This window comes from Colwellia sp. 5_MG-2023, from assembly GCF_030547795.1.
Taxonomy (GTDB): domain Bacteria; phylum Pseudomonadota; class Gammaproteobacteria; order Enterobacterales; family Alteromonadaceae; genus Colwellia.
In genome coordinates this window covers 19,948-40,793 of sequence record NZ_JAUOPW010000007.1, presented here as the reverse complement: position 1 = coordinate 40,793, position 20,846 = coordinate 19,948, and the positions used below count along the sequence as shown (strand labels likewise).

17 protein-coding genes are annotated in these 20,846 nt (G+C 37.6%); 8 read left to right on the top strand and 9 right to left on the bottom strand.

The genetic code is table 11. The features are described from left to right. Positions 1-125: 125 nt before the first annotated feature. A complete protein-coding gene (gene gpmM / locus Q4496_RS07370; protein WP_303610151.1) occupies positions 126-1,697 on the bottom strand; it encodes a 2,3-bisphosphoglycerate-independent phosphoglycerate mutase in 1,572 nt (523 codons plus the stop codon). 266 nt (positions 1,698-1,963) lie between these two features. Between gpmM and Q4496_RS07365 the strand changes: the two genes are divergently transcribed. The 4 genes from Q4496_RS07365 to gpsA all read left to right on the top strand — a co-directional run bounded on the left by Q4496_RS07365 (position 1,964) and on the right by gpsA (position 4,405). Next, the gene (locus tag Q4496_RS07365; protein WP_215972989.1) at positions 1,964-2,392 is read left to right on the top strand and encodes a rhodanese-like domain-containing protein; all 429 of its coding nucleotides are present in this window, start codon (positions 1,964-1,966) and stop codon (positions 2,390-2,392) included. Positions 2,393-2,497: 105 nt separating this feature from the next. Beyond that, complete coding sequence (gene grxC, locus Q4496_RS07360; RefSeq protein ID WP_215972988.1) at positions 2,498-2,773, top strand: glutaredoxin 3; 276 nt, start codon at positions 2,498-2,500, stop codon at positions 2,771-2,773. Positions 2,774-2,837: 64 nt separating this feature from the next. Next, a complete protein-coding gene (gene secB / locus Q4496_RS07355) occupies positions 2,838-3,341 on the top strand; it encodes a protein-export chaperone SecB (RefSeq protein ID WP_215972987.1) in 504 nt (167 codons plus the stop codon). Between the two features lie 59 nt (positions 3,342-3,400). Further along, a complete protein-coding gene (gpsA, locus tag Q4496_RS07350) occupies positions 3,401-4,405 on the top strand; it encodes an NAD(P)H-dependent glycerol-3-phosphate dehydrogenase (RefSeq protein WP_215972986.1) in 1,005 nt (334 codons plus the stop codon). 224 nt (positions 4,406-4,629) lie between these two features. Here gpsA and trmL read toward each other — a convergent pair whose 3' ends face one another. After that, a complete protein-coding gene (trmL, locus tag Q4496_RS07345; RefSeq protein WP_215972985.1) occupies positions 4,630-5,094 on the bottom strand; it encodes a tRNA (uridine(34)/cytosine(34)/5-carboxymethylaminomethyluridine(34)-2'-O)-methyltransferase TrmL in 465 nt (154 codons plus the stop codon). A gap of 78 nt (positions 5,095-5,172) precedes the next feature. On the opposite strand from trmL, the gene Q4496_RS07340 reads away from it, so the two are divergent. Beyond that, on the top strand, positions 5,173-6,132 hold the full coding sequence (locus Q4496_RS07340) for a cation diffusion facilitator family transporter (RefSeq protein WP_303610150.1): 960 nt from the start codon (positions 5,173-5,175) through the stop codon (positions 6,130-6,132). A gap of 254 nt (positions 6,133-6,386) precedes the next feature. On the opposite strand, the gene Q4496_RS07335 is transcribed toward Q4496_RS07340, so the two are convergent. Then, on the bottom strand, positions 6,387-7,448 hold the full coding sequence (locus Q4496_RS07335) for an alpha/beta fold hydrolase (RefSeq protein WP_303610149.1): 1,062 nt from the start codon (positions 7,446-7,448) through the stop codon (positions 6,387-6,389). Positions 7,449-7,616: 168 nt separating this feature from the next. Then, positions 7,617-7,871 carry an accessory factor UbiK family protein gene (locus tag Q4496_RS07330; RefSeq protein WP_215972982.1) on the bottom strand — a complete coding sequence of 85 codons (255 nt, stop codon included), beginning with the start codon at positions 7,869-7,871 and terminating at the stop codon, positions 7,617-7,619. A 175-nt stretch (positions 7,872-8,046) separates the two neighbouring features. Between Q4496_RS07330 and rep the strand changes: the two genes are divergently transcribed. Further along, positions 8,047-10,065: a DNA helicase Rep gene (gene rep / locus Q4496_RS07325; protein WP_215972981.1), complete on the top strand. Its 2,019-nt coding sequence runs from the start codon at positions 8,047-8,049 to the stop codon at positions 10,063-10,065. Positions 10,066-10,078: 13 nt separating this feature from the next. Here rep and ubiB read toward each other — a convergent pair whose 3' ends face one another. Genes ubiB through ubiE form a run of 3 tightly spaced genes read right to left on the bottom strand, consistent with a single transcriptional unit; the run spans position 10,079 to position 13,149 of the window. Continuing rightward, the gene (gene ubiB, locus Q4496_RS07320) at positions 10,079-11,716 is read right to left on the bottom strand and encodes a ubiquinone biosynthesis regulatory protein kinase UbiB (protein ID WP_303610148.1); all 1,638 of its coding nucleotides are present in this window, start codon (positions 11,714-11,716) and stop codon (positions 10,079-10,081) included. Next, positions 11,713-12,321, bottom strand: coding sequence for an SCP2 domain-containing protein (locus Q4496_RS07315; RefSeq protein WP_215972979.1), 609 nt, complete (start codon positions 12,319-12,321; stop codon positions 11,713-11,715). The genes ubiB and Q4496_RS07315 overlap by 4 nt, the downstream gene beginning before the upstream one ends. Before the next feature lie 36 nt (positions 12,322-12,357). Then, entirely contained in the window at positions 12,358-13,149 is a 792-nt protein-coding gene (ubiE, locus tag Q4496_RS07310; RefSeq protein ID WP_215972978.1) for a bifunctional demethylmenaquinone methyltransferase/2-methoxy-6-polyprenyl-1,4-benzoquinol methylase UbiE, read from the bottom strand. Positions 13,150-13,650: 501 nt separating this feature from the next. Here ubiE and Q4496_RS07305 point away from each other — a divergent pair. Both Q4496_RS07305 and Q4496_RS07300 read left to right on the top strand, forming a co-directional pair. Then, positions 13,651-15,630 carry a methyl-accepting chemotaxis protein gene (locus Q4496_RS07305; protein WP_303610147.1) on the top strand — a complete coding sequence of 660 codons (1,980 nt, stop codon included), beginning with the start codon at positions 13,651-13,653 and terminating at the stop codon, positions 15,628-15,630. Positions 15,631-15,918: 288 nt separating this feature from the next. Continuing rightward, positions 15,919-17,046 (top strand): PQQ-dependent sugar dehydrogenase, encoded by a 1,128-nt coding sequence (locus Q4496_RS07300; protein WP_303610146.1) that lies wholly within the window; start codon positions 15,919-15,921, stop codon positions 17,044-17,046. A gap of 81 nt (positions 17,047-17,127) precedes the next feature. Here Q4496_RS07300 and Q4496_RS07295 read toward each other — a convergent pair whose 3' ends face one another. Together Q4496_RS07295 and Q4496_RS07290 are read right to left on the bottom strand one after the other, a co-directional pair. Continuing rightward, entirely contained in the window at positions 17,128-19,827 is a 2,700-nt protein-coding gene (locus tag Q4496_RS07295) for a LuxR C-terminal-related transcriptional regulator (protein ID WP_215972975.1), read from the bottom strand. 35 nt (positions 19,828-19,862) lie between these two features. Beyond that, on the bottom strand, positions 19,863-20,645 hold the full coding sequence (locus tag Q4496_RS07290; protein WP_215972974.1) for a class II glutamine amidotransferase: 783 nt from the start codon (positions 20,643-20,645) through the stop codon (positions 19,863-19,865). Between the last annotated feature and the right edge of the window lie 201 nt (positions 20,646-20,846).

The window sequence follows — 20,846 nt, the reverse complement described above, 5'->3', positions numbered from 1 at the left end:
TCAATAAGTTATTATCTTCTGTAGGTTGGGCTTTAGCCCGACATGTTAAATGAAAATGGCAGAAATAATCTTATTCTGCATTATCAACTTAATTGACGGCTGAAATTAGCCTACAGTTTGCCCCATTAATCTAATTGCATCAATACCGAACCTGTCATTTCTTCAGGTTGCTCCATCGCCATTAAGTGTAATAGGGTTGGTGAAATATCACTTAATGCACCAGTGTTTGCCGGTGTCGCTTTTCTGCCAACATAAATAAGCGGTACAGGCTCACACGTATGTGCGGTGTGAGCTTGGCCAGATTCTTCATCTAACATTTGTTCTGCATTACCATGGTCAGCTGTAATTAAACATTCACCGCCAGTATTTTGTAATGCAGTAACCACACGGCCTATACAGGTATCAACAGCTTCACAAGCCTTAACTGCAGCATCAAAATCACCTGTGTGACCAACCATGTCACCATTAGGGTAGTTACAAACAATAAAGTCATATTCACCGCCTTCAATTGCTGCGACTAATTTATCTGTCAGTAAAGTTGAATTCATTTCAGGTTGTAAATCGTAGGTGGCAACATCAGGAGAAGGCACTAATATGCGTTTTTCACCGTCGAATTCTTTTTCTTGACCACCACTAAAAAAGAAGGTGACATGAGCATATTTTTCAGTTTCAGAAATACGTAGTTGAGTTTTGTTGTGTTTAGCAAGCCACTCCCCCATCACGTTATTTAATGGTGTCGGGCCAAAAGCACAACTGGCTTTAATATCAGCCGAATATTGCGTTAACATAACAAAATCACTAATAGCAGGCACTTTTTTGCGGGCAAAACCATCAAAATCGCTTTCTGTAAAGCAGCGACTAAATTGACGTGCGCGATCAGCTCTGAAATTCATAAAGATTAATGCGTCGCCATCATTAATTTCAACGGCTTCACCTTGTTCGTTTACGATAGCGCTGGCACTAACAAATTCATCATTCTCATCACGTTGGTATGCAGCTTCTAGTGCCGACAATGCATCTGGATATTGATACTTACCAATACCTGAAACCATAACATCGTATGCAGCCTCTACACGGTCCCAGCGCTGATCTCTGTCCATTGCATAGTAACGACCAATAACAGATGCTATTCGTCCTTCGCCAGCCGAATCAGCATAAAGCTGCTCAAATTTTTGTTGCGCTTTTTCTAGCGAACTTTTTGCACTGCGTGGTGGTGTATCTCGACCATCTAAGAATGCATGTAAATAAACCTTTGTTGCACCGCGCTCTTTGGCCAGTTCCATCATGGCAAAAATATGATCTTCATGGCTATGAACACCACCAGGGGATAATAAACCAAATATATGTACAGCTTTATCTTGCGTAACTGCTTTATCAACCGCTTGGCACAATGCTGGTGTTTGTGAAAATTCACCGTCTGCTATTGATTTTGTAATGCGAGTAAAATCTTGATATACAATGCGTCCAGCGCCTAAATTTACATGACCAACTTCAGAGTTACCCATTTGGCCATCAGGCAGCCCAACAGCCATGCCCGAGGTTTGTATGAGCATGTTTGGATAATCAACTTTCAGTTTATCTAATATGGGAGTATTAGCTGCTTGTATAGCATTTGAGTCACTGTTTTCACGATATCCCCAACCATCTAAAATAATTAACACAGTTGTTTTTTTTGTCGATGCTTCTCTATTAGACATAATTACTGGCCTTGTATTAGTGCTTATACAAACTATATTAAGTTAACTCTGAAGAGAGAATAAATTTAATAGAATTGGTATTCAAATTTAGTTATCCGCATTGTACACATTCATTTCAATTTAATTAAGTAAGAAATGATCCATTCGCGGTTACTAAAGCTAAGAACTAAACTCGCAATTCCAATCAGCTTGGGTATAATGTCACGATTTTTTTATTTATTAAATAAAGTCATTACTTTCACTATTTACTAATAGAGTCCCCATTTATGGAACAATTTATTACTTTTGCCAGCAATAACGGCTTGTTAAGTGCGGTTTGGGTTGCGCTTGTTGTTATGATTATCGTAATAACAATTAGAATTCAGTTATCACCGATTAAACAAATCAGTACACAAGAATTAACCTTTTTAATGAATAGAGAGCAAGGTGTTGCACTTGATATTCGTAAAGAAAAAGAATTTAACACGAGTCATATTTTAGATGCGATCAATTTATCAAACGATAAAATCACTAAAAATGGCTTTGCTAGCCTTGAAAAACACAAAGAAAATCCCATCATAGTTGTATGCAGTGCTGGTCTTGTTGCCTCAAAAGTGGCGAGCGATTTACATAAAGCGGGTTTTGCTCGCGTTAGTATATTAAAAGGCGGCATGGGAGCTTGGATAGGCGCAGGCTTACCTGTTACTAAAAAATAGGCTAGAACTATCTTAAAGTAGCTTGTAAATAATTGAGCTATACAGTTGTGACATTATACCGACTGTGCTTTATGAATTAGCATTAATAAAAATAATGGAAAAACTATGGCAAAAGTAGAAATTTACACTAAAGCGTACTGTCCTTTTTGTTCTCATGCGCTCGCATTGCTTGAGAAAAAATTAACGACTTACCCATCGTTACAAGTAGAAGAAATCAGTATTGATGGTGATATGGCATTACGTGAAAAAATGATTGCACGCAGTAAAGGTGGTTATACCGTACCACAAATATTTATTGATGATGTTCATGTTGGTGGTTGTGATCAACTAGTCGCTTTAGACAGAAATAATGAGCTTGATGAGTTACTTGCTAGTAACTAGTAAAAACTTTTTAACGCTTAAAAATACACAAATATTACATTTATAAAAATACAGGAAAATACTCATGAGTGATGAAAATCAAAGCCCAGCAGGCGAAGCAGCACCAGCACAACCACAATTTGCTATTCAACGTGTTTACACTAAAGATGTTTCATTTGAAACACCAAACTCTCCTGCTATCTTTCAAAAAGAATGGAAACCTGAAATTAAGTTAGATTTAGACACCCGTTCTAATAAATTAGCTGATGATACGTATGAAGTTGTTTTAGCAGTAACAGTAACGGCAACAGTTGAAGGCCAAACTGCATTTTTAGCTGAAGTACAGCAAGCGGGTATTTTTACTATTGGTAACTTACCAGAAGCACAATTGGCACATACGATTGGTGCATTTTGCCCAACAACGTTATTCCCATATGCACGTGAAACAGTAGCAAGTTTAGTTAACCGCGGTTCATTCCCACAATTCAACTTATCGCCAGTGAACTTTGAAGCATTATTTGCATCTTATGTACAACAACGTGCAGCTGAAGCAAAAGTTAACGCACCAGAAAGTGTAGAAACGCATTAATCCTAGATTAAGCTTTAGTACTACAAAGTTATTTATCTCCCTTCTATAACAAGGTAATTATGACAATTTCAGCTAAAATCACAGTGTTAGGTGCTGGCTCTTATGGCACGGCATTGGCTATTTGTTTGGCTAGGAACGGACATAAGACATTATTATGGGGCCGTGATGCTAATCAAGTGAACGACATGATTAGTGCGCGAGAAAATACTAAATATTTAGCGGGTTGCCCATTTCCTGATAGCTTAGAACCTATTAGTGATTTGGCCGCCGCTGTTAGTGCAAGTGATAATATTCTAGTAGTGGTACCTAGTCATGCGTTTGGCGATATGCTTAAAAGCATTCAGCCAATGTTGAAACCAGGTGCAAAAATCGCTTGGGCAACCAAAGGCTTAGATCCTCAGTCGGGAGATCTACTGCAAACTGTAGCGAATAGGATTTTAGGTGACGACGTTGCTTTAGCAGTATTGTCTGGACCTACATTTGCCAAAGAAATGGCAATAGGGCTGCCAACGGCTATTTCTTTATCTTCTACGGATGAAAATTTCGCTTTAGAACTTTCAGATTTATTACATTGTGAAAAATGCTTCCGTGTTTATCCAAATAAAGATTTTATTGGTATTCAGCTAGGTGGGGCCGTGAAAAATGTTGTTGCTATTGGCGCAGGTATCGCTGATGGTATTGGCTTTGGTGCGAATGCTCGTACTGCCTTGATTACTCGTGGATTAGCTGAAATGACACGTTTAGGTGCTGCATTAGGTGCTGATCCTGCAACGTTCATGGGTATGGCTGGTTTAGGCGACTTAGTCTTAACTTGTACTGATAATCAATCACGAAATCGTCGTTTTGGTTTAGCCTTAGGGCAAGGTGCTTGTGTTGAACAAGCTATAGCTGATATTGGGCAAGTGGTTGAAGGTTATCGCAATACCAAAGAAGTATACACTTTAGCTCAGCGAATGAATGTTGAAATGCCTATCGTAGAGCAAGTATATGAAGTGTTGTATCAAGGTAAAGAAGCAAAACTTGCTGCAGCTGATTTACTCTCTCGTGATCAAAAACAAGAATAGCCCTACTTTTTATAAACATTCTTTTTACTGCCATTATTTCGTTGGTGTTTTGGCACGGAATCTTGAGAGTTATGCACTAAATTGTTTAAGTTCCTGAATCAAGTTCAGGATGACGAGGCTTTATAGGATGACAAGATTTGGTAGGATGACGACGCTTGATAGCATACAAAGCTTAGCTATTGTATGGTGATTTGCTAAGAAGACGTCGTAAATATTGACTATAACTACACAGCATTTATAAAGCCTAGCTGTCGCCATGCATCGTAAACGATTACGGCTGCAGCGTTTGATAAATTCATACTTCGGCTTTCTTTTAACATCGGAATTCTAATTTTGTGCTCATCAGGAATTTGTACACGTACTTCTTCAGGTAAGCCTGCAGTTTCAGATCCAAACAGTAAATAATCACCTTCGGTAAAAGTAACATCACCATAAAAATTATCAGTTTTAGTGGTAATCGCAAGTATACGTTTTGGTTTTTCATGTTCAACAAAAGCATTAAAATCTTTATGTCGTTGCAGTGCCGCAAATTCATGATAATCAAGCCCTGCACGGCGAAGCTTCTTATCTTCTAAATCAAATCCTAATGGTTCAATTAAGTGTAAGCGGAATCCTGAGTTGGCACATAAGCGAATTATATTGCCAGTATTAGGTGGAATTTGTGGTTGAAAAAGAACTACATCTAACATAATGATTTAATCAAATTGGTATAAGTTTAATAATTCTTGCTATTATAGCGACAATCTTTCGATAAAGTCTGTTTTTTCATGTCAGAACAAAAATCACCACACAACTCGCACAGTAACGTACAAAGTAACTTAACTCATAGTACTGATTATGCTTATTGGGTCCGATTGGCCGCTATAACCGCATCCTCGGTTGCTTTGCTCTTAGTGCTTATCAAGTTATATGCTTGGATAATAAGTGATTCTAGTGCAATGTTAGCATCAACTACAGATTCCATTTTAGATTTATTTGCTTCGGTAATGAATATTGTTATTCTTCGTTTTGCTTTGGCTCCAGCTGATGAAGAACACAAATTTGGTCATGGTAAAGCTGAAAGTTTAGCGGGCTTGGTACAAGCCGCTTTTGTTTTAGGCTCAGCTATATTATTAATCTTTAATGGTGTTGAGCGAGTGATGAATCCACGCCCTATTGTACATAGTGATATTGCTATTTGGGTGTCTATTATTGCGATATTACTGACATTATTTTTAGTCGCTTTTCAGCGTTATGTTATCAAGCGTACAGGATCTATAGTGATTAGTGCCGATGCACTGCACTATCAATCAGACTTATTATTAAATTTAGGTGTCTTGGCTGCTATCTTTTTAAGTCAGGGCATTTGGTTGCAAGCTGACGGTGTATTTACTATTGCTGTTGGCTTATATTTAATTTTTGGTGCAGGACAGATTATTTATCAAAGTGTTTATCAATTGATGGATCATGAGTTAAATGCTGAAGATTTAGCACAAATTAAAAGTATTATTTTGTCACATGAGCATGCTTTAGGGTTACACGAATTACGAACAAGACAGTCAGGTGCACAGCGTTTTATTCAATTTCACCTAGAGTTAGAAGATAATTTATCGTTATTAGAAGCCCATAGTATTGGTAACGAAATTGAAGCAGAAATCTGCCAAGCGCTTGCACCATGTGAGGTTTTTATTCACCATGATCCTAGTTCAGTTGTGCCTGAAGAGCTTAAAGTTGAGTCAAGTGATTGATATTCTCAATCAAGTTCAGGATGACGAGTCTGATAGAATGATCAAGCTTGATAGTTAAGGGGTTACTAGGTTAGCGTTAGTTACACACGTCACTATACCGTAGGGGACTTAATATGGAATCTCTAGCTTTATTGCTGTTATTCCGTAGGTCATTTAATACAGAATCTCTAGCTTTATTGCCGTTATTCCGTGGGTCATTTAATACAGAATCTCTGCTACTAAGTAATGTTAGTTATTATCAGAAAAATTTAGTTTTAATGCTGCTTAAACCACTCAACAGCTGCAGTTAATGCCTTGTCACGATGAACATCACTTTCAAAAAATAGTTCATGATACGCACCTTCTATTACTAAGGGTTTTCCCCCAGGACATGAGTATGGGTAGTGTTGATGTAATTGCTGACAAAAATCATGCTGTGCTTCATTTGATACTATGGTATCTGCACCTGCTTGAATAACTAATGTCGGTGTCGTTATTTTATCTATATTATTAAATAGTGTTGCAAGTGCGGTAATTGATTCAGATAACCATTTTACCGTAATGCCGCCAAGTTGTAGTTGAGGCTCTGTTTGATAAAGTTGAATAAATTGTTGAAAACGTAATTCTGAATGCATTAGCGGGTTATTGGTGAATGAAGTTGGATCATCTGCTTTTGGCGTGTAATCTTTTTGTCCTAAAAAATACCAAGGTGTATCAGACACTATTTGATTAATTTGGTTGGTCACTTTAACTAATGATTCAGCGATAACACGGGGAATAGGGCCGCTATTAAAGCCAAACATAGGTGAAGATAATACCGCCGCCTGTATATTGTTAGGATAATCTTGTAAGTATCTGGCAGCAATGGCCCCCCCCATTGAATGCGCTAATAAATAGGGCTTTTGGCTCTCTCCATTAACATCACAATAAGGTTTAACGGCTTTTTCAATAAAACTAGCAAAGTCATCAACATAATATTGGAAGTCTTCTACATAGCCTTTATGTGGGTTATCTAATAAACGTGCCGATATACCTTGGCCACGGTGATCAACGAGAAAAACATTGAAACCCAGATTGAATAAATCGAAGCTTAGCTCTTTATATTTTAAATAACCTTCAGTGCGTCCTGAGGAAATAATTAAGCATTTTCTATTGGCGGGATTAGCCGTCTTTAGATCAGTTTTATTATGATTGAATATTGCATAATCAATGCGCTTATCATTGACACCATTAAAACTTGAAAACTCACCTTGAAGCCAAAATTGCGCAATTTCATTGCTATAACGGTTGCCAAGTTGTGCTTCAGTAGTAAAGTTATTCGCGTTAATTTTTGTCATAAATCCAACGAGTATTAAGATAATAAGCGTATATTTAAACATAATCATTTGTTCCGACTGTTAATTTACTACCTATGAACCACAATGCTTACGGATAAATAAAATCGGTGATTTGTAATGTTCGTAAGCGTGACTATTCTTATTTTATAATTTTTTTGTTCGACATTTTTATTCGATATTGTTATTACTCGCTTCTAGCTCAGTTAATCGTGCTTCAAGCTCTGCTAACTTAGTACGTGTTTTAATCAATACTTGTGTTTGTATATCAAACTCTTCACGAGTTACTACGTCAAGTTGTGATAATTTACGTTGTAATACGGTTTTGGTTTTGTCTTCAAAATCATTAGCCATGCTCTTTAAACCAGGAGGTATGGCGTCAGTTACTTGTTTGGCTATTTCTTCAATTTTTTTTGCATTAATCATACTATAGGTCCAAATTATCGGTTCGAATTATTTATTTGAATTTCTTATCTACTATTTATATAAAATAACGATCCAAATAATTACACAAAATTTCACTTGAACACATTGTAACTGTTTTGCTAACGAGTAAAAACAGGTAAAATTACTGTCCTTAAAATTAATCATTTCTGCAATTATGAAACTTAACCCCGGACAAAACGAAGCCGTAAAATATGTTAGTGGTCCTTGCCTTGTATTGGCTGGCGCTGGCTCAGGTAAAACGGGAGTTATTTGTCAAAAAATTGCTTACTTAATTCAAAAGTGTGATTACAAAGCACGTAATATTGCCGCTGTAACCTTCACCAATAAAGCTGCGCGAGAAATGAAAGAGCGTATTATCAAAATGCTCGGTAAGGAGTCAACGCGTGGCTTAACGGTTTCTACTTTCCATTCGCTTGGGCTCGATATAGTTCGTCGAGAAATTAAAACACTAGGCTATAAGCCAGGATTTACACTGTTTGACGATCAAGATAGTCTTTCATTATTAAAAGAATTAACCTTAGATGAGCTTGATGGTGATAAAGATTTATTGAGTCAATTACAAAGTAAAATATCTAACTGGAAAAATGATTTATTACTACCCGATGCAGCTTTAAAAATAGCAAATGATGCCAGCTCTCAAGAATTCGCTGAGTTTTATCAGCGGTATCATCAGCATATGAAGGCGTACAATGCGCTTGATTTTGATGATTTAATTCTTATTCCTACACTGTTATTGAAAAACTATCCTGAGGTGCGTGAACGCTGGCGCAGTAAAATCCGTTATCTGTTGGTCGATGAATATCAAGATACTAATGCGAGTCAATATGAATTAGTAAAACTCATTGCAGGTGAACGTGGGCGCTTAACGGTGGTAGGGGATGATGATCAATCTATTTATTCTTGGCGTGGTGCTAAACCTGAAAACTTAGTCTTGTTGGGTAAAGACTTTCCTCAACTTAAGCTGATTAAACTGGAGCAAAATTATCGTTCAAGTGGCCGTATTTTAAAATGTGCCAATATATTAATTGCGAATAATCCGCATGTTTACGATAAAGCATTATTTAGTGAATTAGCGTATGGGCCAGAACTGCGTGTAGTACAAACTAAAAATGAAGAAGATGAAGTTTCGCGCATTATTGGTGAGCTGATTGGTCATCGCTTTATGAATCGAAGCCGCCATAAAGATTATGCTATTTTATATCGTGGTAATCATCAATCTCGATTATTAGAAAAAGCATTAATGCAAAACCGTATCCCTTATAAAATTAGTGGCGGCACATCGTTTTTCTCTCGTGCTGAAATTAAAGATGTTATGGCGTATTTACGTGTATTGGTTAACCCTGATGATGATAATGCTTTCTTACGTATTGTTAATGTACCGAAGCGAGAGCTTGGTCCTGCTACATTAGAAAAGTTAGGTAATTACGCTAATATGCGTCAAATAAGTATGTTTGCCGCGAGTTTTGAATTGGGGTTGGAGCAAACATTAACAGGGCGTGCATTAATGAAAATGCAAGCTTTCACACAATGGTTAGTTGATGTTGCAGATCAAGCAGAGCGTGGCGATACAGCGGCAGTATTACGCTCAATGATTCGAGAAATCAATTATGAAGATTTTCTCTATGACACTTCGCCTAGTGCGAAAGCAGCTGAAATGCGGATGAAGAATGTTACCGAGCTATTTAGCTGGGTTACGCAAATGCTTGAAGGCTCTGATGATGAAGAGCCAATGACTTTACCGCAAATTGTCACTCGTTTAACGTTGCGCGATATGATGGAGCGTAATGAAGATGAAGATGATAGTGATCAAGTACAATTAATGACTTTGCATGCATCAAAAGGTTTAGAGTTTCCTTATGTATTTTTAATAGGTATGGAAGAAGGGTTACTACCTCATCAAACTAGTATTGATGAGGGCAGTGTTGAAGAAGAACGTCGCTTAGCTTACGTAGGTATAACGCGTGCACAACGTGAGTTAATATTTACTTACGCGCGTGAACGTCGTCAGTTTGGTGAAGTATCACGCACTGAAGCCAGTCGCTTTTTGCATGAGCTACCACAAGATGATTTAAACTGGGAATTAGGACAAGTGAAGAAAACACAAGTCCATAAAGAACAGGCCAATAAACAAGGAATGGCAAGTTTAAGAGCGCAATTAGCTAAAGGTAAGTAATTGAGAGCGTGTTTTATTTTTTAATGCAATAAATAAAACTAATGGCCGCTGCGCCAGCACTTATAGCCGCAAATATGTTGTTACTTTGGTCTAATAGCAGGGCTGAAGTGATACATAAACCTGCCGTTAACACACTGAAAATTAAACGCTGATTGTTTGTTTGTTGTTGTTGGGTTATTTGCTCTATTAATTGCATATGTTGAAGTTGGCTTTCTTTGCCTGCTTTTAAATAATCATAAATAAGATCAGGCATTTCGGGTAGTTTTTCATTCCAAAAAGGTATGTTGTCTTTTATTTTTGTAAAGACAGCTTTAACACCCATCTGCTCTTTTACCCAATTTTCTAAAAACGGTTTAGCTGTTTGCCATAAATCTAATTGTGGATACAGCTGCCTGCCTAGTCCTTCAATATAAAGTAAGGTTTTTTGTAATAAAACGAGCTGAGGTTGCACTTCCATATTGAAGCGACGTGCGGTGTTAAATAAATTGACGAGTACTTGACCAAAAGAAATTTCAGATAAAGGTTTATTGAAGATAGGTTCACACACTGCGCGAATTGCAAATTCAAATTCATCAACACTCGTGTTAGCCGGTACCCAGCCAGAATCAACATGCAGTTGTGCTACTTTACGATAATCTCTATTGAAAAAGGCAACGAAATTCTCTGCTAAGTAACGTTTATCTTCTCGGTTTAATGTACCTACAATACCGCAATCTATAGCAATCCAAGTAGGATCTGTTGGGTTGGTCGCATTAACAAAAACATTACCTGGGTGCATATCTGCGTGGAAGAAACTATCTCTAAAAACTTGTGTAAAAAATACTTCTACACCACGTTCAGCGAGTAATTTCATGTCAACATTTAGGTCGTTTAATTGGTTGATTTCACCGACCCCAATCCCGTAAATACGTTCCATTACTAGAATGTTTTTGTAACTATATTCACTGTATATTTCAGGGACATAAAGAACATTGTCATAGTTTCGTCCCTGTTCAAAATTATGTCTTAACTGGATAGCATTTGCCGCTTCTCGATTAAGATCTAGTTCATCTAAAATAGTTTTCTTATATTCGGCAACGACTTCAACGGGTCGTAAGCGCTTACCGTCTGGTAGCCATCGAGCCACTACAGCAGCAATACGTGACATCACTTTTATATCGGCTAGAATCGTCTCACCTATATTTGGACGCAGTACTTTAATAACGATATTCTGCTCTTTATCATTATCAATTAAGGTTGCAGTATGAACTTGGGCAATAGAAGCCGAAGCAAGGGGGTTAACGTCAAAAGCACTAAAATGTTGCTCAAATATTTCAGTACCCATGGCTTCAATAATTATTGCTTTTGCCAGCTCACCATCGAAGGGGGTAACTTGATCTTGTAATAAGGCTAATTCATCAGCGAAGTCAGGTGGTAATAAGTCACGACGGGTTGAGAGCATTTGTCCAAATTTAATAAAGACAGGGCCTAGCTCTTCAATTGCTAGGCGGAAACGTTGAGCAACAGTTTTATTTTTGTGTTTGTTTTGTAACCAAAATAAAGATAAACGTCCAAGTTTTGCGTACCACGGTAACATTTTCTTGGGTACCAGCTCGTCCAAACCATAATCTAAAAATGTTTTAACAATGCGATATAGTCGTTTGTTACTCACGTGTTTGAATATCCTTTGGTTAATGCATCGAGTCGCGTTGATATGTTATCAACGTGTTTACTCACTTGGCTGACTTGTTGATTAAACGCTTCAAGTTCGCTGCGAGTAACTACTAAGCGTTGTTCATGCACTAGGTACTCGCTAGCATCTGCTTTAATTTGTTTACTCGCAAATTGTAATTTTCCTGCAACACGCTTACCTAGTTGCATTAACTTGTGTGTTGGTACATCACCAATATGGCTAGCTAACTCGCTTTGCCAATCAATATTTAGGCTTTCTGCCAGCTGCATGAATTGTTGAGCAACTTTTATATCTCCAGTTAAATCAAGTTTATTTTGTTTAATTAGTTCTGTTAACTGTTGTTCGGCTTTTAATACTTGTAAGGTCTTGATGCTTGTTTTTACCGTACAATCAACATTTTCTGTTAGTCCAGAGACCAATATTTTATTAGCATTAATTGTTAAACTAATTGGAAACTTTAATTCAGACAAAAAAATTGAGAGGGTTTTTTGTTCTAACTTTTTTAGATCAATCTTCTCAGTATTTAATGCTAATACTTTATTAATTAATAACTCTATTGACGCAGTGAAGACTTGCTGTAACATGATAATAACCCTGTATTTACGGTTAATAATACCTGATTAAAATTTATAACCCTTGTGTAAAGCGACTACACCACCGGTTAAGTTTTTAAAACTCGTTTGCTCAAAACCAGCGTTATCCATCATACTTTTTAATGTTTCTTGATTAGGGTGCATGCGAATTGACTCAGCAAGGTATTGATAACTGTCGCCATCTTTTGCTACTAATTCCCCCATTTTTGGTAAGATATTGAATGAGTAGAAGTCGTAAGCTTTATTAAGTAATTCATGTTCAGGTTTAGAAAACTCTAGTATTAATAGACGACCACCTGGCTTTAATACACGGTAAATAGAGCGCAGAGCCATATCTTGATCAGTAACATTACGTAAACCAAAAGCGATAGTGACTATATCAAAAGTGTTATCTTCAAAAGGTAAGTATTGGGCATTCGCTTGCACATACTTTATATTCTGTACTAAACCTTTATCGCGTAACTTATCGCGGCCAACATTAAGCATTGAACTGTTAATATCAGCTAGTACAACCTTACCGTCTTTACCTACTAATTGAGAAAACTTTGCCGTTAAATCACCGGTACCACCAGCTAAATCTAAAACGCTATTACCAGGTCGTACACCACTTGCATCAATCGTAAAGCGTTTCCAAAGGCGATGAATACCAAATGACATTAAATCATTCATTACGTCATATTGCTTTGCAACCGAATGGAATACACCTGCCACCATAGGCACTTTATCCTCTTTATCAATGGTTTTGTAACCAAAGTGAGTGGTGTTATCTGACGACGGTTCGGGTTGCTTTGGTGATTGATTTTGTTGTTGAGCAGGCATCTTTTATTCACTAATAACGAAAATTGGTAATAGTTTACTTTATGTCAGTAGGATAACCAAATATCGAAGTGTCTTTTATTGATTTAAAACACTCGTTAGTGCTGAATATCAGTTAAAAATTATCACGATAATGCGCTGTAGTTAAAACCTACATGTAGATAAAGAATAAAAATAACATAATTGTAATTTAATTACATATTCAACTTGTCTTTTTAGAGTATATACTCTATAATTCTTTTTGTTCTCCTTATATGAACTCTTTTTGTAATAATTTTATATTTTAGCTCTCCCCCATAGCTAATATGCCGATAGCTTTGCTATCGGCTTTTTTTTACCTTAAAATTGTGTAACATATTGATTATAAAGCATTAATTTTCTTGTGTGTCAATTACTATTTAATTGTTTTATATCAAGATAAAGTCTAATTTAGAGCTTAATTATCATTTTATTACAACATACAATGATTAGGTTTTTAATTTAATACAAACCTTTGGAACATGGATGAATATTTCTGATCTCTCTTTTAAGAATAAAATTTTTACTTTATTGGCTTTACCTGCTTTAGGATTTCTTTGGTTAAGTATTAGCACTATATTTGACACGATAAAAATTGAAAGCGAGATGCAAACTATTGCACCTTTAACTGAACTATCAGTTGTTTATAGTGATTTAGTGCATGAACTACAGAAAGAGAGAGGCATGACAGCTGGTTTCTTAGGCTCTAAAGGGGCTAAGTTTGTTAATAGCTTGAACGCCCAACGCCGAAGTACCGACCAACAACGTGCTAAATATGAGAGTTTTTGGCTAGATCATGATTTTACCTTACCTAGTATAGTACAGTTGAACTCTTCGATAACTGAACTAATTCAACAGCTAAGCACTATACGTCAACAAGTTGATAACCAGTTAATATCCAATACCGCAGCTATTTCTTATTATACTCAATTGAATAAAAAGTTATTAAGTGTTGCTATTTTAAACGTTGAAATCAGTTCGGATGCTCTTATTACTAAAGAAACCATCGCATATTTTAGCTTTTTACAAGGTAAAGAACGTGCGGGAATTGAGCGTGCAGTATTAAGTAATACCTTTGCCCAAAATCAATTTGGCCCAGGTATGTTTGTTAAGTTTATTACGCTAGTTAGTGAACAAAATACCTATTTTGATAACTTTAAATATTTTAGTAACTCGGATAACAAGGCCTATTTTGATCAACAATTAGCGCATAGTTCGTCAACAGCCGTAAATAAAATGCGAAACATTGCTCGCGACAAGCAAGTTGATTTTAGTGTTGATGCTGAATACTGGTTTGAACAAGCTACCAAACGTATTGGACAACTAAAAAAAATAGAAAATCAGTTGGATAAGAGAATATTAGCATTAGTTAGAACAAAGCAGCATGATGCTTTTATCAGCATGCTAGTGAATAGTATTGCTAGCGTTATTTTGATTATTTTGGCGTTAGTTATTAGTATTTATGTTATCAATGAGCTTACCGGCAGGGTGAGAAGTTTAACGAATGTTTTATCGAAAGTACGAGCTGAAAATGACTTAACTGTGCATAGTCCTTACGGTGGTAGTAGTGAATTAGGACAGATATCAATTGCGTTAAACGCAACTATCGATAGTTTTTCTCATGTTGTTACTGATATATCATCTTCAAGCTTAACTTTGGCGTCAGCAGCAGAAGAGACGGCACAAACTTGTGAATATAATTCTCAATCGTTATTTGAGCAGCAAAACGGTATTGGCTTAATTGCGGCCGCTATTGAAGAACTTTCTGCTACGGTAAATGAAGTGGCAGAAAATACGCAAAACACTGCTAATTCAGCCAAAAATGCTGACGAGAAGGTGAAAGATGGCTTATGCATAGTACAAAAAGCTTACCATTCAATTGAAGCACTAGCAGATGAAATTGATAGTTTAGCCCTACGAATTCATAAGTTGCATGAAAGTAGTCAAAAAATTACCAGTGTTGTTGATGTAATTAAAGCGGTTGCGGAACAAACAAATTTATTGGCCTTAAATGCTGCAATTGAAGCAGCAAGAGCAGGAGAGCAAGGGCGTGGCTTTGCGGTTGTTGCTGACGAAGTGCGAACCTTAGCTCAACGTACTCAAGAGTCGACAGCTGAAATTGAGAGCTTTATTGGCTCCTTACAAAATGATGCCAACTCTGCTTTTAATGTTATTGAAACTAGTCAGAAAAAAGCGGTTGATGCGGTGAGTAATTCGAAAGATGTTGAACACATGTTAGAAGAAATCACTGTATCAGTAGGTGATATTTTTGCTATGACAGATCAAATTGCAACGGCTATAGAAGAGCAAGCCATTGTCACTCAAGATGTTGCAAAAAATGTTGTTTCTGTTGAAGAAAAATCAATAGAAACAACGGCCGGTGCAAACCAAATATTACTGACAGCGCAAGAGCAGGCAAGGCTAGCTGCTTCGTTACAAGATATAGCAAGTACATTTAAGGTGTAAATGTCGCGATTGGCTGAAGCTTTTTTGATATAGCTTCGTCAGCTTAGCAGTGATTAAAATTGTGTCAAATAGTGTCAAGCATCGTTTTTAACGATGCTTTTTTATTTAAACTATTGAGCTAAGCTTTTGTTTTATTATTGGTTTATAAAAAATCAGGTAGTGTTATCGATAAATATGAGTCAATTGGCTTTATTGATTTCAACACGATAAAAGTCTACTGTTTCTTATGTAAGGTTTATATATTTTGCACCATAGCCAAATAATCCGAGTTAAATTATAAGGAACACTATGAGATATTTGATAGTAACTGTGTTGATTTTTTTATCATCAACAGCACACGCAAAGCATTCTATTTACTTAGAAAAGAATAAAGGTACTTATAAAACTGAGTTAATGTGGCCAGAGGTATCGATTCCTTGGGGTATGGTACAACTCCCCGGTGGAGAAATGCTAGCGACTGAACGTTCGGGTACCTTGTTTTTATTAACAGAGAATGAACCCGCCATTGAAATTCAAGGTTTACCGAAAATACATGTAAATAATCAAGGTGGTTTACTTGATATTGCTCTGCATCCATATTATGAAAAAAATCACTTGATATTATTCTCGTATGCTAGCCCTGAAGGTGAGGGTAAAGGCAGTCATACGGCATTAATGCAAGCTAAGTTAGACATAAAAAATAATCGCCTTACACAGCAAAAAGTTCTTTATAAAGGTGAAGGAAATACCACCAAAGGCTCACATTATGGTAGCCGAATAGTGGTAGATGATGATTATATTTATTTTTCAATAGGCGACAGAGGAGCACGTGATTTAAATCCACAAGATTTATCGCGTGATGGCGGTAAAATATATCGCTTAAATTTAGATGGCTCTATTCCGGATGATAATCCATTTGTTCAGAGTAATAGTGCGAAAAAAGCTATTTTTTCTTATGGACATCGTAATCCTCAAGGATTAGTTAAATTAGGTGATACAGGAGTCATATGGTCACATGAACATGGACCAAAGGGTGGAGACGAAGTTAATTTAATTGAAGCAGGGAAAAACTATGGTTGGCCGATAATAAGTTACGGTGTTAATTATAGTGGCTCAGCATTTACGGACTTGACTGAAAAAGCCGGGATGGAACAGCCTAAACTTTTTTGGGATCCTTCTATTGCACCGTCTGGTATGGCAGTTATTACTAGTGATAAATATCCACAATGGCAAGGGAAAATATTGCTTGGATCCTTGAAATTTAATCACCTAGTATTATTAGAGGTGAAAGATAGCAAAGTAGTAAAACAAACCAAGGTAGTAACTGAAACTGGTGGTAGATATCGAAATGTGATTCAAGGGAGTGATGGTTATATTTATTTAGGCGTGGATGGCGAAGGTATTTCCCGTTTGCTGCCGATGAGTGTCAGTAATTAAGTTAACCCCAAAGTAGCGCCTTGAAGTGCACTATAGGTTATATATAGGGCACTTCAAGGTTTAAGTAGCTATTATCGATTTTTACATAGGTATCAAGTCTAGCTGTCGAGCGACAGCTACTGCAGAAGTTCTATTATTCACGCCAAGTTTGCCAAAAATATTTTTCAAATGCCATTTAACGGTATTTAAGCTAATAAACAAGGTTGTGGAAATTGTATTGTTTGTACAACCGGCGGAAATAAGCCCTAATATTTGGCACTCCCTATCACTGAGCGGTTCAATTAAACCAGCAACAGGGCTTATATTATTAGTAACCTCAGCTTCTTCAGATTCTTCGGTTACGATTGATAGAGTAACATCCTCCAAAAAACTTCTTTTAGAAGACGACCAACCTTTGATTTCACTTTGTCGTAAATCGAGTAGTAATGAGTCAATTTCACTACCTTCATCAACAAAACAACGCACGGAATGGTTGGGCGCGGCAATTGCAAGTGCCTCGTCAACTAGACTACGCGCTTTAATTTTGTCTTGTAAAAATCGAGCGCGAGCTTCAAGAATATAACATTCAAGGACACGCATTCCCCAACGTGATTCAGTGGCAAGTTTGCGTAACTCAGCCAACACAGGAAGTGTCACTTCAGGTCGGCCCGTGGCTATTTGTAGCCTTGCCCAAGTGAGTGCGTTTCGACAAGGCTTACGAGCCCATTCTGCCGGTAGTGATAAAGTATCGGCGTCTACATCTATGTCATTAATTAGTGCATGATCTAAGGCTTCATTTAGGCGTTCTGCTTGTAAAAGGTAAGCAATGCGAGCACCGACAACTAGTGCTTGATGGCGTTCATAAGGAGCACCCCAGCGAGCGCCTACAGCGGCAATTAAATCATAACAACGCATTGCCGCACGATGATCACCGTGTAAGCCACTTATTCGAGCCAGTGCGGTATAGCCAAACACGAGTAATTTGGTAAAACCAACTTCGCCAATTAAAGGCAGGTTAGGCTGTAAACATTCTAGGGCTTCATCGATTCTATTCCATTGGTATAAGACAATACCCTGAATTACTTGCGGTATCGGTGCCACGTACTTCTCTTTCGAAAAACTTCTACTTTCGGGAGAAAAGCGTGCAAAACAATGATCCAAGTTACCATTAGAAAAGTCCGTTAACGCTAAGAAGCACTCTGAGTAAATAGCACCAAACTCTGAACCAGCTAATAAATGATAGTGTCTACCATCAGATAAGGTTTTTGCTGCTGGCCCGAATTCACCTAATTCCGATAGTGCATAACCTAGAAAATTACAGGCAAGCCCACGTTCAAAGTCACTTAAGTAATAAAATTCATCTGAGAGTAGTTCAATTATTTTATGAGGATCGTCCCTGGCAATAGCTATGCCAGCCGACAATAAACGTGTTTGCTCACTTAAGTATTTACTTTCGTCTGATGCTGCAGAGGCTTCTTGCTTATCAACAAGCGAAATCATTTTTGACAGTACGTCGTCGCTCTCATCGGCGCTATTCGCATGGTAAAGTGCTGTACCTAACAAGTAGAGTATTTTAGGGTTTTCGTTACGCACGTCATCTGGAATTCTACGAATCGAAGTGATAACTTGCGGCATGCGTCCTGCCATTAACTCTATCCATGATTGCTGCTCTACTAATGTGGTTACAATGTTAAAATCGCCGGCGAGTAATGCGTACTCAACAGCTTCACGTGATAAGTTTTGTTTTTGAAACCATATAGCTGTTTTACGATACAAACAAACTAGTTCGCCAGGGTGACGTCGACGTAACTCAGCAAGCAAGAATTCATGAAAAAGCTGGTGGTAGCGATACCATGTTCGGTTTTGATCTAACGGCGATACAAATAATCCATCACGTTCGATCTCTTCCAACATTGTAGGAGCATTATCATTACCTGTTAGGTAGGCGGCAAGCTCACCGTTAATACGATTGGACACCGATGTTCGCAATAGAAATTCTTGTACTGCTTTGGGTTGTTGGTTTAGTACGTCACTTGCCAAATATTCGGCAATATCCTGTAAGCTACCGGAAAAAGACTCGATAAATCCGTCTCGTCGTTCAGGATCTCGTAGGGATAAGGAAGCAAGTTGCAGACCTGCAACCCAGCCTTCACTATGCTGGTGAATTTTTTCAATTTGATCGTCGTTTAAGCCTAAATTACGAATTTCCAGGAGAAATTCTGACGCTTCAGATAAGTCGAATCGTAATTGAGTAGGCGTTATTTCTCGTAGCTCATCTCTCACACGCAGTGCGGCTAAACCAAACTGTGGTCGTGTTCTTGAGGCAACAATCATCTGAAAATTTTCAGGGGCAAGGTTTAGCAATAATTCGATCAACTCATCCGTTTCGCCACCACTAACACAATGATAATCATCAAGAATCAAAATTAATGGAGCTTCTGTATCACGTATGTCTTCAACCAAATCGCTCAGTGTACGAGTGACATCAAGGCGAGCGCAAGCACTAATAATTCGTGCTGTTCGAGCACCAAAGGTTGGGATTGCATATTGAATAGCTTCGACAATATTTCTTAGCAAATTAGAAACACTGCAATCGTCGGCACCGAGAGATATCCAAGGAACTAAATAACCATCAGACAGTAAACTTTCTCGTGATTGAGTTAGCAATGTCGTTTTACCAAAACCGGCGGGCGCAGCAACTAATGTCAGTTTTGGTTCTCGTTTATTTTTGCTTGATTTTAATAGCTTATGCCGATTCATCATTTTTGAACGGCTAATAGGGGTAATAAATTTAGTTTTCATACCAATGACAACTTTTTTGTAAACTATTTATCATGTTATATTAAAAACAACTCGCTATGTACCTTAACTTCATTATTGTTTTGTAACTCAAGGCGTACTAAAGTGTTCGGCAATACGGATACCCATTTTGAAATATCTTCATCTAATGGCTCTGATACGACGAGTGTACCGCTTTGTGTCTGGTTTATATATAAAGACGGTGCGTATGTATCTGAAGCCCACCTTACGACCCGTAAAGTTTTTCCATCGGTTATTGCAAATGTTGCGCGAAAAGCTTCTTGAATGTTTTCTTTCTGTCGTAATTCATCGACCACGCTAATGGTTTTTCTAATCGCGTTATCTGGGTCTTCTCTAAGGCCAAAAGTGATCATGAGTTGAAATAACAATTCACTATCGGTACCACCTTCAATACAGTCAAAACTCTTATCTGATAGCATTGATAACAGCTGTCGCCGTAAAAGATGAAAGCCACCTATTTGGCCATTGTGCATAAATAACAATCGACCAGCGCGAAATGGATGGCAATTTACCAATAAGTTACCTGCGCCAGTTGAAGCGCGCACATGTGCAAAAAAAACATCACTTTCAATGACACGGGTTAATTCCCGCAAATTCGTATCAGCCCATGCAGGGCCAGCATCTCGATACAAGCCAGGAGCGCTTGGTTTACCATACCAGCCTAAGCCTCCACCATCGCCATGTACACCGAGTTTTGCTTTATGTGAATGTAGAGCCTGTTCACACAGGGAATGTGGACCATCATATAGAAATTGTTCTATAAGTCTGGGTTCTCCGATATAAGCCAACCAACGACACATTAGTTTTGTTTATCCTATTATTGGTGCGCGATGTAAGTCTGCATAGCGCCTATTAAAAGGATAGTCTTTAGGGTATCACAGCAAACCACCCTAAGGGGTAGTTGTACAGTTATCGAGTATAAGGACATAATAGCTGAAAATTACTGTTCGAGAGTCGCATGTTAAATTACTTTAAAACAAACGTTCTGCGCCTAGGAGTCT